A 15123-nucleotide genomic window follows, 5' to 3' on the forward strand; every position below is an offset into this window, starting at 1 on the left:
CGACCGCTGACGGGCCCGGCGCGCCGCGCACCTCCTGAGTCGGGGACGCGGAATCCGCCGGCGAGGGACGCGGCGGGTGTCGGATTGCGACGGGATGGTCGGCTCCTGGACGGCGAGTGACTAGCCTCGAAGGGTGACCGACCCCCGCCCCGCAACCACCGTCATCGTCGGTGCCGGCCTCTTCGGCCTGGCGACCGCCGTCCACCTCGCCCGCGCCGGTCGACGGGTGACGGTCCTCGAGTCGGGCACCGCCGCCGGTGCGACGACCGCAGCGGGCGCGGGCTTCGTCGGCCTCTGGGCGGCGGGCTACGCCTGGTACTGGGACGAGTCGGAACTCGCCCTCGAGCAGGCGGGCCTCGACTTCTACCGTGGGCTCGACGCGTCCGGATACGACATCGGGCTGCGGAACACGGGCAACGTGTGGCTCGCCCTCACCGAACAGGCCGTGCTCGACCACCTGCTGCCGTTCGCCGAGCACCCGCTCCGTCCCGAGGACGCCCGGCTGCTGACCGCCGTCGAGACCGCCGAGCTCGTTCCGGGTCTCGACCCCGAGGTCATCGTCGGGGCGTTCATCCATCCCGACGGCATCCAGATCAGCGCGCCCGACGCCGGACTCGCGCTCGCGGCGCTCGCCCGGGCCGAGGGCGTCGAGATCGTCGAGCACACGCCCGTCGTCGATCTCCTCGCCGAGGGTGGCCGAGCCGTCGGCGTGCTGACCGCGGCCGGCGAGCGCATCCTCGGCGACGAGGTCGTCCTCGCCGCAGGGTCCTGGACGAACGAGCTCCTCGCCGCCACGGACCGCGTGCTGCCGTTCGCACGGGTGATCGCGAGCCGCCTGACCACCGCTCCGTTCGGCCTCGGCGAGGTGCCGACCCTCATGATCCCGGAACTCGACGGACTGTGGATCCGGGAGCACCTCGGTGGTCTCACCTACGGCAACGGCGTCGGCTACGAGGCGCTCGCGGTGCACGACAGCCCGGCGGACCGTCGCCCGGACCGCCCCGACCTCGTCGATGCGATGCGGGAGCACCTGTCGCCGATCATCTCCGAGCTCATCCCGGCCGCCGCGCCCGTCGTCGACGACGCCGAAGCCGTGCAGGGGATCGTGTCGTACACCGCGGACCGCCGCTTCATCGCGGGGCCCGTACCGGAGCTGGACGGGCTGTACGTCGTGGCCGGCGACAACGAGTCCGGCGTCACGCACGGCCCCGGACTCGGTCGGATGCTCGCCGAACTGATGGTCACGGGTGAGAGCCCCTTCGTTGACGCGTCGCGGTACGCGCCCGGTCGATTCCCGTCCCGTCCGTTCGCCGACGAGGCCGCCGTGGCCGCCGCGATGCCGGCTCGTCGGGCGGTCGACGCGCGCGCCACCGCAGCGACGCGCGCGACGACGGAGTCGGGCCTGCCTGCGGAGTCGGGCCGATGACCGCGCCGGGTCCGGCAGCGGACGCGACGCCGACCGCGCTGCCGGCGCGCGCCGAGGTCGTGGTCATCGGCGCCGGGATCGTCGGTGCGGCGGCTGCACGCTCGCTGGCAGAGCAGGGCCGCGACGTCCTGCTTCTCGAGCGGTACCCGCGCGGTCACGAGCACGGCTCCTCACATGGCGCGACCCGCATCTTCCGTCAGGGTTACGACGCCGACGACTACGTCGCCCTGACCTCGGAGGCGCTCGCGGCCTGGCGGGCGCTCGAATCGGCGAGCGGGCGGACACTGCTCGACCTCACTGGTGCGCTCGACCACGGCCGCCCCGAGATGCTCGCGGCGATCGAGGCGGCGATGACCCGGGGTGGGATCGCGTCGGAGCGCCTCACCCCGGAGCAGGCGAGCGACCGCTGGCCCGGACTGCGGTTCGACCGCGAGGTCCTCCACCACGCGACCGGCGGGCGACTGTACTCCGCCGAGGCGATCGAGGCCCTGCTCGACCTCGCCGAGGTGGCAGGAGCGACCCTGCGCTTCGGCCTGCGGGTGACGGGCGTCGATCCGACCGAGTCGACCGATCGGACCGTCGGTGTCGGCGGCGCCGTCGTCCGCACCGAGCTGGGCGACGTCGTCGCGGACCACGTGGTCGTCGCGGCCGGCTCCTGGACGCCCGACCTCGTCGGCGCGCTCGCTCGCAGCGTCGGCCGTCCGCTGCCCGAGATCGTCGTGACGCAGGTCCAGCCTGCCCACTTCCCGAGCGAGCTGGCCGCCGACGCCTGGCCGAGTTTCGTCCACTATCCCGCCGAGGGGTCGAGTGTGTACGGCCTGCTGACGCCGGGCGAGGGGGTCAAGGTCGGGCTGCACGGCGGTGCCGTCCACGTCCATCCCGACGAACGCGACGGCCTCGCCGAACCCGAGGAACTCGCGCGGCTCACCGCCTACGTCGCCGAATGGGTGCCCGGCGTCGACGCGTCCGCACCCCATACCATCAGCTGCCTCTACGATCTGAGCCCCAGCGAGGATTTCGTGATCGACCGGATCGACAGCATCATCGTCACGACGGGATTCTCCGGTCACGGGTTCAAGTTCGGCCCGGTGCTGGGACGCCTCATCGCCGATCTCGTCGACGGAGCCGAACCGCACCCGAGGTTCGCGCTCGCCGCACACGCGGTCCCTGTCGCGCCATCAGCATCAGCACCCCCGCAGTCACCCGAAGGAACCGCTCCATGAACCGATCCGCCAGATTCGCCACGGTCGCCATCGGCCTCGGTGTCGTCGCCGCCCTCACCGGGTGCACGGCCCAGGGCGGCACCACCACGACCACCGCGCTCGTCATCGGCACCACCGATCAGATCGTCTCGCTCGACCCGGCCGGTGCCTGGGATCGCGGCTCCTTCACGCCGCAGAACCAGATCTACCAGCACCTCCTCAGCTACGACGAGGGCGACGTCGTCCCCGCCCCCGACGCGGCGGAATCGTGCGACTTCACCGACGAGACCACCTACGTCTGCACCGTCAAGGAGGGGCTGACCTTCTCCAACGGCCACGCGCTCACGGCCGAGGACGTCGTCTACTCCTTCACCCGCGTCCGTGAGATCGCCGCCGACAACGGCCCGTCGCCGCTGCTCGCGAACCTCGACAGCGTCGAGGAGGGAGACGACAACCAGGTCGTCTTCCACCTCACGGTCCCGAACGACCAGACCTGGCCCTACGTGCTCACGAGCATGGCCGGGCCGATCGTCGACGAAGAGGTCTTCCCGGCGGACGAGCTGCTGAGCGACGACGACGTGATCGGCTCCGGCCCCTACGCCGTCGACAGCTACCAGGCGGGCGGGCTGCTCTCCCTCGAGGCGAACTCGCGCTACTCCGGGACCCGCGCGAAGACGCAGCACGTCGTGCTCAAGCCGTACACGACGGCGTCGAACCTGCGGCTCGACCTGGAGAAGGGCGACGTCGACATCGCCTACCGCTCGCTGACCGCGACGGACGTCGCCGACCTCAGGAGCGACTCCGACCTGCAGGTCGTCGAGGGGCCGGGCGGTTCAGTGCGGTTCCTCACGTTCAACCTGAACACCCAGCCGGGCGCGAACGACGCACAGAAGCTCGCCATCCGGCAGGCGGTCGCGTCGCTCGTCGATCGTGAGGAGATCGCCGACCAGGTCTACAAGGGCACCTACGCGCCGGCGTACTCGGTCGTCCTCGACGGGCAGACGGGTGCGACGCCCGCGTTCCAGACCGCGTACGGTGACGCACCGGACCCGGCGAAGGCCGCGGCGATCCTTGCGGCCGCGGGCGTCAGCACCCCGGTCGCCCTGCCGATCCAGTACACGAGCGACCACTACGGCCCCGACTCCGACCAGGAGTACGCGCTCATCAAGTCGCAGCTGGAGGAGTCCGGCCTGTTCACCGTCGACCTGCAGTCGACGGAGTGGACGAGCTATGTGAAGGAGCTGAACCCGGAGTCGGGTTACCCGGCGTACCAGCTCGGGTTCTTCCCGGACTACCCGGACCCCGACAACTTCCTGCGTTCGGCGTACTCGACGACCGGGGCGTCCGTCGCCAACGGATACTCGGACCCCGCCGTCGACGCGCTCATCGACACCGAGGCGACGGCGACCGACCCGGCGGCGCGCATCGCGGCGATCGAGCAGATCCAGGCACTGACCGCGACCGCGGCTCCGATCATCCCGCTGCTCCAGGGCACCGAGACGGTCCTCGCGCAGAAGAACGTGACGGGCCTCGAGGACACGCTCGACGCCACCTACACCTTCCGCTTCGCGGTCCTCGACCGCACGAAGTAGCCGTCGCCGCTGGGGTGTGCGTCAGCGCGGTGCGCTGACGTGAGCGCGCCCCTCCGGAGACCCGCGCTCGCGTGCGCGGGGAGCGCTCACACCGGGTGTGCGTCATTCGCGTGGGCGCACCGCGCCGGCACCCGGTGGGGAGGTCTCAGGTCAGCGCGGTGCGCTGGCGCGAGACTTGCCGAGTCGGCGTGGGCGCGGGTCTGTGACGTGAGCGCGCCTCTCCGGAGACCCGCGCTCGCGGCTGCGGAGCGCGCTCGCGTCAGCGCACCGCGCTGGCACCCATCACAAGTGGGAGAGGACCTGAGCGAGCGCGATCATGGCGTCGCCGGTCAGGGACAGGGTGCCGGCCTCGAGTCGGAGGGTGTCGTGCCGTCGGAGGGCACCAGGGCCGAGACCTGGCCCCGTCGCCGACAGCAGCCCATCGAGGAACACGACGAATGTGGTGGCTCCCGGCGGCGTGGTGACGAGCCTCGAACCGTCGACGACGCCGACCTCGAGCGATCCACGGAACCGGTCCCGCGACACCATCAGGTTGAGATCGAGCGTCGGCCCGACCACGCCCCGCGACGACACCGCTGAAGCCCCGTCGAAGGTGGCGACCTGCCACCGGTCCAACTCGACCGGCTCACCGTCGATCACGAGTCCGAGTCCGCCCGCCGACAACGCCATCAGCTGACGGTCGACGCCGGGGAACGACGAGAAGGCGACGTCCGACTCGACCGTCGCGATGCTCAGCGTCCATCCCGGGGCGGCCGGCGTGTCACCGTCGCCGCGCCCACCATCGGTCCGAAGCCCGACCGCCTCGACGGCGATCTCCGTCGCGGTCCCCAGCCCGTTCCGCCAGCGGTAGCTCCGATGCCGGTCGGCCGGCAGCAGCACGAGTGCACGACCCTCCGCTGCGTCGCTCACCGCTGCGTCGTCCCTGCCGTGACGCGCTCGCCGCGCTGCCGGACGCCGACCGTCAACGGCACGCCCGGCCGGTAGGCGAGATGTGAGACCGAGGGGGCGTCGAGCACTTGAAGGTCCGCGAGACCACCCACGCGGAGCGATCCGACGGCGTCGGCCCCGTGCTCGCGACCGACCGCCACCCCGGCCCCCCGCGTCGCCGCCCACACCGCTTCGGCGATCGTCAGCCGCATCTGCAGCACGGCGGTCGCCACGCAGTACGCCATCGACGTCGTGTACGAGGTGCCCGGGTTGCAATTGGTCGCGAGGGCGATCGAAGCACCGGCGTCGATGAGCGCGCGCGCCGGCGGGAACGGCTCGCGCGTCGACAGATCACAGGCCGGGAGCAGGGTCGCGACCGTCGTCGAACCCGCCAGGAGGTCGATGTCGGCGTCCGACAGGTGGTTGCAGTGGTCGACGCTCGCGGCCTCCAGCTCGACCGCGAGGCGCACTCCGCCACTCTCGCCGAGCTGGTTCCCGTGCACCCGGACACCCAGCCCTGCGGCGCGACCGGCGAGCAGCACCTCGCGCGACTCCTCGACGTCGAAGGCGCCGACCTCGCAGAACGCGTCGACGTAGGACGCGAACGGAGCCACCGCCGCGAGCATCGGTCCGGTCACGAGGTCGAGGTAGTCGCGGCGGTCGACACCGGCCGGCACGAGATGGGCCCCGAGGAAGGTGACGACGTCGGCGACCTCGGCCGCCGCCCGAGCGGACCGCGCCTCGCCCTCCACGTCGAGCGCGTACCCCGTCTTCGCCTCGAGGAACGTCGTCCCTTGCGCGAGCGCCTCCGCCCGCAACCGCCGCGCACCCGCGACGAGCTGCTCCTCCGAGGCGGCCCGAGTGGCGGCCACGGTCGTCGCGATCCCGCCCGCCGCGTACCGGCCGCCGGCCATGCGCGCCTCGAACTCCGCCGAGCGGTCGCCCGCGAACACAAGATGCGTGTGCGTGTCGACCCAACCCGGGAGCACGGCGCGCCCGCCCACGTCGGTCCGTATGTCGGCGTCGGGCGCGTCGACCGCTGCGCCGAGCCACGCGATCCGGCCGTCCTCGATGACGACCGCCGCATCGGTGATCCGGTTGCCGTCGACGTCGCCCGGCCCGGAGCCCGCGTTGGTCGTGAGCTCGGCGATGCCGGTGATGAGTTCGCTGGTCATGGCTGCATCTCCTGCGAGGGGTGATCAGGTGTCGGGGACGAGGCGGCTGCCCGGGGCGTCTCCGTCGATGCTGCCAGCTCGGCGAGCGCCACCGCGAGGAGCCGCTCCGGCGTCGACTCCTGCGACGTCGCAAGCAGCCGACCTCGCTCCACCACGAGCCGCCCGCCGACGACGACCCGCACGACGTCGGACGCGGTCGCGACGAGGGCGAGTTGTGCCGGGTCCATGCCGGTCGTGCGGAGGCTCGACGTCGACACCTCGACGAGGTCGAGCGGGTCGCCGACATCCAGTGTGTGCCGCCCGAGTCCGAGCGAACGATATCCGTTGTCGGTGCCCGCCTCGAGGAGCTCGGCGGGTGAGAACCGACCGCGTCTGCCGGAGGCGAGCCGTTCCCCGGCCTCGAGTCCACGTAGTTCGAGCAGCGGGTCGACCACCGCGTTCTGGTCGGAGCCGACGGCGATCCGGGCCCCCGCGTCCGCGATGCGGCGGGCCGGTCCGATGCCGTCGCCGAGGTCGGCCTCGGTCGTCGGGCACATCACGACGGTCGCGCCGGACCGCCCGATCGCCGTGATGTCCGCGTCGGTCAGGTGCGTCGCGTGGACGAGGCTGATGCGCGGGGCGAGCGCACCGAGCGCGGCGAGCACCCCGGTGGGCGTCCTGCCCGTCTTCGCGAGTGTGTCGACGTTCTCCTGCGGTTGCTCCGACAGGTGTACGTGCAGCGGGACGTCGGCGGGCAGGCCGGCGAGGATCGTGCGCATGGCCTCGACGGGCACGGCGCGCACGGAGTGCAGCGCGGCGCCGAGCGTGACGAGCCCGGTGGCGCCGACCGAGCCAGAGAGCGCGTCGCGTAGTCGATGCCAGCGGGCGAGCCAGCCGGACGCGTCGCCGTCGCCGAACGCGAGCTGTTCGGTGAGCAGCGGAGCGGCGGGACCCCCGGCGGACCCGAGGCCGCTCGCGAGGTAGGCCGTGTCGAGGAGGGTGAGCCGGATGCCGACGTCGGCGGCGGCTTCGGCGACCGCCAGTTCCATCGCGTGGGCGGTCGGGTACGGGGTGCCATCGGCCTGGTGGTGCACGTAGTGGAACTCGCCGACCGCCGTCCAGCCGCAGACGAGCATCTCGCCGAACACGGCGCGAGCGACCCGGCCGTAGTGGTCCGGGTCGAGGCTGGCGGCCGCCGCGTACATCGCCTCGCGCCACTGCCAGAAGTCGCCGCCGTCGGCGTGGGTGCGTCCGCGGAGCAGACGGTGGAACGCGTGGGAGTGGGCGTTCCCCATGCCGGGGATGACCGTTCCGAGGCGTCGGTCGCCCGCCTGCGGCTCGACGCCGCGCTCGACGGCGGTGATCCGTCCGGAGTCGTCGGCCGTGAAGCGCACGCGGCCGGTCGGGCGACCGTCGATGATCGCCGTCGCGGCCCAGATGGGAATCCGCAAATCCGCCGCGCCGGCGTCGACGCTCGCGACCGTCACAGGACGCTCCGGAGCAGGGCCTCGAGCGCTTCGACGCCGGCGACGCAGTCGGCCGTCTCGGCGAGTTCCTCCGGTGAGTGCGAGACACCGGTCGGGTTCCGGACGAAGACCATCGCGGTCGGCACCGCGCCGCTCAGGACGCCGGCGTCGTGGCCTGCGCCCGTCGGCAGCAGCGGGACCCCGCCGAGCGTGCCGGCGAGCCGCGCGGCGAGCTCTGGGTCGAACTCGACGACGCCCGACCACGACTCCTCGATCAGCTCGACCGTGCACCCGGAATCGGCGACGGCTTCCTGGACCCGGCTTTCGATGTCCGCGACGAGGGCGCGCGTGCCGGCGTCGGTGGCGGCCCGGGCGTCCACCCAGGCGTCGACCTCGGAGGCGATGACGTTGGTGCCGCCCGGCACGATGCGCAGGCGGCCGACGGTGGCGCGGGCGTCGTCCGTCGCGAGGGCGGCCTGCTCGACCGCGAGGACGGCCCGTGCCGCGGCGACCACGGGATCACGGCGCTCGCGCATGCCGGTCGCGCCGGCGTGGTTCCCCTGACCACTCACCCGGAGGCGCCAGCGGCCGTGGGCGAGGATCGACGAGGCGACGGCGGTGGGCGAGCCGAGGTCGATGAGGCCGCGACCCTGTTCCACGTGCAACTCGATGAAGAGTCCGATGCGGCCGAGCGCCTCGTCGTCGCGGCCGAGGTGCTCGGGAGCGAGCCCGGCGGCCGCTGCGGCCTCCGCCACGGTGACCCCGTCCGCGTCCGTCAGTGCTCGGGCGGCGTCCGCGGTGATCGCCCCGGACAGGAGCCGGGATCCGAGGCAGGCGACCCCGAACCGGGACCCCTCCTCCTCGGCGAACACCACGACGGCGACGGGACGCGACGGCTGGAACCCGGTCGCCTGCAGACGTGCGACGGCGTCCAGCGCTGAGACGACGCCGAGCGGCCCGTCGAACGCGCCGCCGCCCGGGACGGAGTCGAGGTGGCTGCCGGTGACGACCGCGTCGGGCCCAGGCCTACCCCACCATGCCCACAGGTTGCCGTTCCGGTCCGTCTCGACGTCGAGACCGAGTCGGGCTGCGCGAGCGGTGAACCACTCGCGCAGCTCGGACTCGGCCGGCGTCCAGACGTGCCGGGAGTACCCGCCGCGTGCCGGATCGACCCCGACGCCGGTGATCTCGTCGAGCCCGGCGAGCCGACCGTGGGCGATCAGACCGTCGGTCACTCGCCCTCCCACATCGGCACCCGCAGGCCGCGTTCGCGGGCGACCTCGGCCGCCCGCTCGTAGCCGGCGTCGACGTGACGCATGACGCCGGTGCCCGGGTCGTTGACGAGCACGCGCGCGATCTTCTCGGCGGCGAGCGGCGTCCCGTCGGCGACGATCACCTGACCGGCGTGGATGGAGCGGCCGATGCCGACCCCGCCGCCGTGGTGGATCGACACCCAGGTCGCGCCGGACGCGGTGTTGAGCAGGGCGTTGAGCAGCGGCCAGTCGGCGATCGCGTCGGAGCCGTCGGCCATGGCCTCCGTCTCGCGGTACGGCGAGGCGACGGAACCGGAGTCGAGGTGGTCGCGGCCGATGACGACGGGCGCGCTCAGTTCACCGGAGGCGACCATCTCGTTGAACTTCAAGCCGGCGAGGTGGCGCTCCTGGTAGCCGAGCCAGCAGATGCGGGCGGGCAGCCCCTCGAAGGCGATCTTCTCGCCGGCCGAGGTGATCCAACGGCGCAGCTTCTCGTCCTCGGGGAAGAGCTCGAGGATGGCGCGGTCGGTCGCGGCGATGTCCGCCGGGTCGCCGGAGAGGGCCGCCCAGCGGAACGGGCCCTTGCCCTCGGCGAAGAGCGGCCGGATGTAGGCGGGCACGAAGCCGGGGAAGTCGAAGGCGCGCTCGCAACCGCCGAGTTTCGCCTCGGCGCGGATGGAGTTGCCGTAGTCGAAGACCTCGGCGCCGGCGTCCTGGAAGTCGACCATCGCCTGCACCTGCTTCGCCATGGCGAGTCGCGAGCGGCGTGTGAAGTCGACCGGGTCGGCCGCCGCCTCGGTCTGCCAGTCGGCGAGCGCCGTGTCCTCGGGCAGGTAGGCGAGCGGGTCGTGCGCGCTCGTCTGGTCGGTGACGATGTCGATGGCGACCCCGCGCCGCAGCAGTTCGGGGAAGACGGTCGCGGCGTTGCCGACGAGACCGACCGACAGCGGGCGTCGTTCGGCCTTGGCGGCGAGCACGCGTTCGACGGCGTCGTCGAGGTCGTCCGTCATCTCGTCGAGGTAGCGGTGCTCGACGCGTCGCTCCAGTCGGCTCGGGTCGACGTCGACGATGAGCACGACGCCTTCGTTGAGCGTCACGGCGAGCGGCTGTGCCCCGCCCATGCCGCCGGCGCCGCCGGTGAGGGTCAGCGTCCCGGCGAGGGTGCCGCCGAACCGCTTGTCGGCGATGGCGGCGAAGGTCTCGTAGGTGCCCTGGAGGATGCCCTGCGTGCCGATGTAGATCCACGAGCCGGCGGTCATCTGCCCGTACATGGTGAGACCCTCGGCCTCGAGCTTGCGGAACTCGGGCCACGTCGCCCAGTCGCCGACGAGGTTGGAGTTCGCGATGAGCACGCGCGGTGCCCACTCGTGCGTGCGGAAGACGCCGACGGGCTTGCCGGACTGCACGAGCAGGGTCTCGTCGGCCTCCAGCCCTTCGAGCGTGCGGACGATCGCGTCGTACGCCTCCCAGTTGCGCGCGGCCTTCCCGGTGCCGCCGTAGACGACGAGGTCCTCGGGGTGCTCGGCGACCTCGGGGTCGAGGTTGTTCATGAGCATCCGGAGCGGGCCCTCGGTCTGCCAGCTCTTGGCGGTGAGGGTGGTGCCGCGAGCGGCACGGATGGTCCGGGTGGTGGTCGGCATGCGCTGGTCCTTTACGTCTGCGGTGCGGTGGTGGTGGTGCTGTTCCGACGGGCTCAGGGGCGGGTCGCCGTCCTTGAACGGGTTCTGGGTTCCGAGCTGCTTCTCGGCCCCTGAGCCCGTCGAAGGGTGTCGCTAGCCCAGGTCGGCGTCCTTCAGCCACTCCTCGGCGATGCTCTTCAGGCTCGTGCCGTCGGACGCCTTGCCGTTCATCTCGATGAGGTCCTCGGTGGTGAGGGCCGCGGAGACCTTGTCGAGCGTCTTCGAGATCGTGTCGTCGAGCTTGCTCGTGCTGATGACGGGGACGATGTTCTCGGCCGCGAAGAGCGACTTGTCGTCTTCGAGGGCGACGAGCTTGTTCGCGGTGAGCCCGGGGTCGGTGCTGAAGATGTCGCCGACCTGCACCTGGCCGCTCGTGAGCGCGGTCATCGTGAGCGGTCCGCCGGCGTCGAGGCTGACGAACTCCTTGAAGGTGAGACCGTAGACCTGCTCGAGGCCGACGACGCCGTTGACGCGCGTCTTCCACTCCGGCGGGCCGCCGAGGCTGAGCTCGGACATGTACGGCACGAGGTCGGAGATCGTCTTGAGGTCGTACTTGTCGGCCGTCTCCTGGGTGACGGCGAGCACGTCCTTGTCCTCCGCGGGGGAGATGTCGAGCATGCTGACACCCTTCGGGAGCTTGTCGCCGAGCTCCGCGACGACGTCCTCGCTCGTACTGGCCTTCGACTCGGAGTCGAGGTACTTGAGCAGTGCGCCCGAGTACTCGGGGAGGAGGTCGATGGAGCCGTCCTGTAGCGCGGCCATGTAGACCTCGCGGCTGCCGATGTTGAATTGTTCCTTCACCTTGACGCCCTCGGCTTGCAGTGCCTGGGAGTAGATGGTGGCGATGAGCTGGCTCTCGGTGAAGTCGGCTGAGCCGATGATGACGGCGTCGCCGGAGGAGCCGGACGCGCCGTCGCTGCTGAGGGCGTCCTGGCCGCCGCAGCCGGTGAGGACGAGAGCGGCGGCTGCGGTGGTCGCGGCGATGGCCGCGAGTCGACGGGGGAAGGTGGGGAAGGGCATGAGGACCTCGATTCGGTGAGATGGACGGATCGGTGGTGCGGTCGTGCGGAGGTGGTCGTGCGGTGCGGGTGCGGCTCAGGCCGGCCGGGGGATCGCCCCGGTGACGGTGGTCGGGGCCGCCGTCCGCCGTCTGCGGCTGGTGCGCCGTAGACCGGGGGAGACGATGAGGGTGCCGAGGAGGGTGAAGGCGATCTCCAGCGCGAAGGCGAGGGCGGCGACGAGGATCGCGCCGCCGGCCATCTGGAAGAAGTCGGCCTGGGCGCGGCCGTCGATGATGTACCGGCCGAGCCCCTGCAGGCCGAGGTAGGCGGCGACCGTCGCGGTCGAGACGACCTGGAGGGTGGACGAGCGGATGCCGGACAGCAGCAGGGGGAGGGCGCAGGGGAGCTGGACGTGCCAGAGGATCTGCAGCTTCGTGTAGCCCATGCCACGGGCGGCACCCACCGCGTCGGGATCGGCGCTCTGGATGCCCGTGTACGTCCCGGTCAGGATGGGCGGGACGGCGAGGAGCACGAGGACGACGATCGTCGGGATGACGTAGACGAGCTGCCCGGGGACCACCGGCGAGATGAGGAGGAACAACAGGATGAGGAGGCCGAGGGTCGGCAGGGCGCGGAGGGCGTTGGCCGATCCGGCGACGAGTCGCTCGCCCTTGCCGGTGTAGCCGACGAGGATGCCGAGCGGCACGGCGATCGCCGCGGCGATGACGAGCGCGATGCCCGTGTACAGCAGGTGGTAGCCCATCTGCGAGGGGATGCCGTCGGGGCCGGTCCAGTTGGCGGGGTCGGTCAGCCAGTCGATGACGCTCATGCTGCCACCGTCCGATCACGCCAGGGCGTCGCGAGCGAGCCGAGCCGGACGATGATCAGGTCGAGGATCACGGCGAGGACGACGCAGAGCAGGATGCCGGTGACGAGCGGCACGAAGAGGCGGAGCTGGAAGCCCTGCGTGAACAGTGTCCCGAGTTGCGGGATGCCGAGCAGGGCGGCCATCGTCACGATGCTGACGTTGGAGACGACCGCGACGCGCAGGCCGGCGGCGATCACCGGGACGGCGACGGGCAGTTCCACCAGCACGAGCCGCTGCCAGGACCGGTAGCCCATGGCCTCGGCCGCCTGCACCGCGTCCACCGGCACCGAGGAGAGTCCGTCGGAGACGACGCGGACGAGGAGTGACACCGTGTAGACGGTCAGTGCGATGACGATGTTGATCGGGTCGAGGATCTTCGTGCCGAGGATCGTCGGCAGGATGATGAACAGCGCGAGCGACGGGATCGTGTACAGCAGCCCGGCGGTACCGACGATGAACGGTCGGCCGCGACGCGAGCGGTGTGCCCACCAGCCGAACGGGAGGGCGACCAGGAGGCCGAGCACCGTCGGGGTGAGCGTCAACCAGAGGTGGTTGAGCGTGAGGTCGCCGATGAGCGGGAGGTTCTCCCAGATCCAGTCGATCGTCATCGGAGGCTCCGCTCGGGGGCGGGACGCTCGAGCAGTTCGCTGGCGGCGATGGTGCCGGTGAGCCGGCCGTCGTCGTCGAGGAGCCCGACGCGTCGACTCGGGTGCGCGAGCGCGGCGTTGAGCGCGATGCGGAGCGACGCCGTGCGCGGCACGAACAGGCCGTGGCCGCTGATGGTGTCGGTCGAGACGGAGCCGTGACCGGCTGCGGTGTCGAACCAGCCGAGGGGACGGCGTTCGTCGTCCGTGACCACCACCCAGCCGCTCGCGTGCACACCGGTCACGGCGGTGTCGCCGAGCCGGGCCACGGGCTCACGGTGGAGGGCGTCGTCGTGGTCGAGCCCGAGGAAGCCGAGTGCACGGTAGCCGCGGGCCTCACCCACGAAGTCGGCGACGAACGCGTCGTGGGGGCGGGTCAGGAGGTCGACCGGCGGCGCGATCTGCGCGAGGAGACCGCCCTCGCGCAGGACCGCGACCTGGTCGCCGAGCTTGAGTGCCTCGTCGATGTCGTGGGTGACCATCACGATCGTCTTCGAGATGTCGGCCTGCAGGCGCAGGAACTCGTCCTGGAGCTGCGTCCGGACGATCGGGTCGACCGCACTGAAGGGCTCGTCCATGAGGAGGAACGGCGGGTTCGTCGCGAGGGCGCGGGCGACGCCGACGCGTTGCTGCTGACCGCCGGACAGCTGCCACGGGTACTTCTTCGCGAACTTCTCGTCGAGACCGACGCGCTCCAGCAGCTCGAGGGCCGCGGTGCGCGTCTCCCGACGCGAGCCGCCGAGCAGACGGGGGAGCGCTGCGACGTTGTCGACGACGGTGCGGTGCGGGAAGAGACCGGCGTTCTGGATGACGTAGCCGATCCGACGACGGAGGGTGACGCGGTCGAGCGACTGGGTCTCGACGTCGTCGAGCAGGATCGACCCCGAGGTCGGATCGATGAGGCGGTTGATCATCCGGAGCGAGGTGGTCTTGCCGCAGCCGGACGGGCCGACGAGCACCGTGAGGGATCCGGTCGGCACCTCGAAGGAGAGGTCGTGGACGGCGACCGTGCCGTCCGGGTAGGCCTTCTTGACGTTCGTGAAGCGGATCATGCGCGTCCCTCCAGGAGGTCCGCGGCGTCGTCGGGGACGGTCGCGGGTGTGTTGTCGGTGGGGCCGGTGTACGAGGCGAGCCCGCTGGAGAGCCGGTCCGTGGCGGCGACGAGGAGCTCGCCGTAGGAGGCGATGAGGTCGTCGGTCATCCGGTAGCTCGGGATGACGAGGCTCAGGGCCGCGACGATCCGTGCTCCCGAGCGGACGGGAGCGGCGATCGCGGTGACGTCCGACTCGACGCCCCGCTCGACCGTGACGTAGCCGGCGGTGGGGGTCCGCCCGGTGAGTGCGGCACCCGCGGCCGACCCGTCGAGGGGGATCGTGCGACCGACCCAGCTCGCGTGACGGACGGAGTGGGTGCCCTCGGTGATCGCGAGGTAGAGCGCGGTGGACGCATGACCCTCGACGCTCAGGTAGGCGGACTCGCCGGTGCGTTCGACGAGGTCGAGCATCTCCGTGTGGCAGAAGCCGACGAGCGACTCGTTGCTGAGTGCCTGCGTGCCGAGCTGGACGACGCGGCTGCCGGGTCGGTAGCTGCCGTCGGCGTCCTTCCGGACGAAGCCCGTGGACTCCAGGGTGCGGAGGAGCCGGAGGGCGGTGCTCGGCGAGAGGTCGACGAGTCGCGCGCTCTCGGCGAGGGTCGTGCGGCCGCGGTCGCACACCACGGCGAGGAGCGAGAGTGCACGCTCCACGGTTCGAGTCGATGATTCAGCCATCAGATCCCTCTCTGTCGAGCCACCACGCTATGGCTCCGCCGTTTCAGCGAACCGCCTCGAATGTTTCCGTCAGGTAAAACTCGAATTTCATCTGGTGGGACGTTCGCCGTGTGAGCAAGGATGGTGCACACGACGGCGGAGCG

Annotated in this window: 13 protein-coding genes; 3 read left to right on the top strand and 10 right to left on the bottom strand. The window is 71.6% G+C overall.

What is annotated here, in order from left to right:
- The first annotated feature begins 133 nt into the window (after nucleotides 1-133).
- The 3 genes from ITJ66_RS13490 to ITJ66_RS13500 are packed head-to-tail and all read left to right on the top strand — an operon-like array spanning nucleotide 134 to nucleotide 4220.
- On the top strand, nucleotides 134-1426 hold the full coding sequence (locus tag ITJ66_RS13490; RefSeq protein WP_194644940.1) for an FAD-binding oxidoreductase: 1293 nt from the start codon (nucleotides 134-136) through the stop codon (nucleotides 1424-1426).
- Nucleotides 1423-2649 (top strand): FAD-dependent oxidoreductase, encoded by a 1227-nt coding sequence (locus ITJ66_RS13495; protein WP_194644941.1) that lies wholly within the window; start codon nucleotides 1423-1425, stop codon nucleotides 2647-2649. The genes ITJ66_RS13490 and ITJ66_RS13495 overlap by 4 nt, the downstream gene beginning before the upstream one ends.
- Nucleotides 2646-4220, top strand: a complete 1575-nt coding sequence (locus ITJ66_RS13500) for an ABC transporter substrate-binding protein (protein ID WP_194644942.1) — start codon at nucleotides 2646-2648, stop codon at nucleotides 4218-4220. Before ITJ66_RS13495 ends, ITJ66_RS13500 begins: the two co-directional genes overlap by 4 nt.
- Before the next feature lie 282 nt (nucleotides 4221-4502).
- On the opposite strand, the gene ITJ66_RS13505 is transcribed toward ITJ66_RS13500, so the two are convergent.
- From ITJ66_RS13505 to ITJ66_RS13550, 10 genes are all read right to left on the bottom strand, one after another.
- Complete coding sequence (locus tag ITJ66_RS13505; protein WP_194644943.1) at nucleotides 4503-5129, bottom strand: HutD family protein; 627 nt, start codon at nucleotides 5127-5129, stop codon at nucleotides 4503-4505.
- Nucleotides 5126-6322, bottom strand: coding sequence for an imidazolonepropionase (gene hutI / locus ITJ66_RS13510; RefSeq protein ID WP_194644944.1), 1197 nt, complete (start codon nucleotides 6320-6322; stop codon nucleotides 5126-5128). The genes ITJ66_RS13505 and hutI overlap by 4 nt, the downstream gene beginning before the upstream one ends.
- Nucleotides 6319-7788 (bottom strand): formimidoylglutamate deiminase, encoded by a 1470-nt coding sequence (locus tag ITJ66_RS13515; protein WP_370582656.1) that lies wholly within the window; start codon nucleotides 7786-7788, stop codon nucleotides 6319-6321. The genes hutI and ITJ66_RS13515 overlap by 4 nt, the downstream gene beginning before the upstream one ends.
- Complete coding sequence (locus tag ITJ66_RS13520) at nucleotides 7785-9002, bottom strand: allantoate amidohydrolase (RefSeq protein WP_194644945.1); 1218 nt, start codon at nucleotides 9000-9002, stop codon at nucleotides 7785-7787. The genes ITJ66_RS13515 and ITJ66_RS13520 overlap by 4 nt, the downstream gene beginning before the upstream one ends.
- On the bottom strand, nucleotides 8999-10660 hold the full coding sequence (gene hutU, locus ITJ66_RS13525; RefSeq protein WP_159876082.1) for a urocanate hydratase: 1662 nt from the start codon (nucleotides 10658-10660) through the stop codon (nucleotides 8999-9001). Before hutU ends, ITJ66_RS13520 begins: the two co-directional genes overlap by 4 nt.
- 132 nt (nucleotides 10661-10792) lie before the next feature.
- A complete protein-coding gene (locus ITJ66_RS13530; RefSeq protein ID WP_159876080.1) occupies nucleotides 10793-11719 on the bottom strand; it encodes an ABC transporter substrate-binding protein in 927 nt (308 codons plus the stop codon).
- A gap of 75 nt (nucleotides 11720-11794) precedes the next feature.
- On the bottom strand, nucleotides 11795-12529 hold the full coding sequence (locus ITJ66_RS13535; protein ID WP_194644946.1) for an ABC transporter permease: 735 nt from the start codon (nucleotides 12527-12529) through the stop codon (nucleotides 11795-11797).
- A complete protein-coding gene (locus ITJ66_RS13540; RefSeq protein WP_162852302.1) occupies nucleotides 12526-13176 on the bottom strand; it encodes an ABC transporter permease in 651 nt (216 codons plus the stop codon). Before ITJ66_RS13540 ends, ITJ66_RS13535 begins: the two co-directional genes overlap by 4 nt.
- Complete coding sequence (locus tag ITJ66_RS13545; protein WP_137244126.1) at nucleotides 13173-14264, bottom strand: ABC transporter ATP-binding protein; 1092 nt, start codon at nucleotides 14262-14264, stop codon at nucleotides 13173-13175. Before ITJ66_RS13545 ends, ITJ66_RS13540 begins: the two co-directional genes overlap by 4 nt.
- A complete protein-coding gene (locus tag ITJ66_RS13550; protein WP_236555278.1) occupies nucleotides 14261-14956 on the bottom strand; it encodes an IclR family transcriptional regulator in 696 nt (231 codons plus the stop codon). The genes ITJ66_RS13545 and ITJ66_RS13550 overlap by 4 nt, the downstream gene beginning before the upstream one ends.
- Between the last annotated feature and the right edge of the window lie 167 nt (nucleotides 14957-15123).

This window comes from Plantibacter sp. VKM Ac-2885 (assembly GCF_015351205.1).
GTDB lineage: Bacteria > Actinomycetota > Actinomycetes > Actinomycetales > Microbacteriaceae > Plantibacter > Plantibacter auratus.

Excerpts from the sequence above, each read along its gene's own strand:
- ITJ66_RS13495 (WP_194644941.1), top strand. The coding sequence starts at position 1,423 with ATGACCGCGCCGGGTCCGGCAGCGGACGCGACGCCGACCGCGCTGCCG.
- ITJ66_RS13500 (WP_194644942.1), top strand. The coding sequence starts at position 2,646 with ATGAACCGATCCGCCAGATTCGCCACGGTCGCCATCGGCCTCGGTGTC.
- hutU (WP_159876082.1), bottom strand. The coding sequence starts at position 10,660 with ATGCCGACCACCACCCGGACCATCCGTGCCGCTCGCGGCACCACCCTC.
- ITJ66_RS13530 (WP_159876080.1), bottom strand. The coding sequence starts at position 11,719 with ATGCCCTTCCCCACCTTCCCCCGTCGACTCGCGGCCATCGCCGCGACC.
- ITJ66_RS13535 (WP_194644946.1), bottom strand. The coding sequence starts at position 12,529 with ATGAGCGTCATCGACTGGCTGACCGACCCCGCCAACTGGACCGGCCCC.
- ITJ66_RS13545 (WP_137244126.1), bottom strand. The coding sequence starts at position 14,264 with ATGATCCGCTTCACGAACGTCAAGAAGGCCTACCCGGACGGCACGGTC.
- hutI (WP_194644944.1), bottom strand. The coding sequence starts at position 6,322 with ATGACCAGCGAACTCATCACCGGCATCGCCGAGCTCACGACCAACGCG.
- ITJ66_RS13540 (WP_162852302.1), bottom strand. The coding sequence starts at position 13,176 with ATGACGATCGACTGGATCTGGGAGAACCTCCCGCTCATCGGCGACCTC.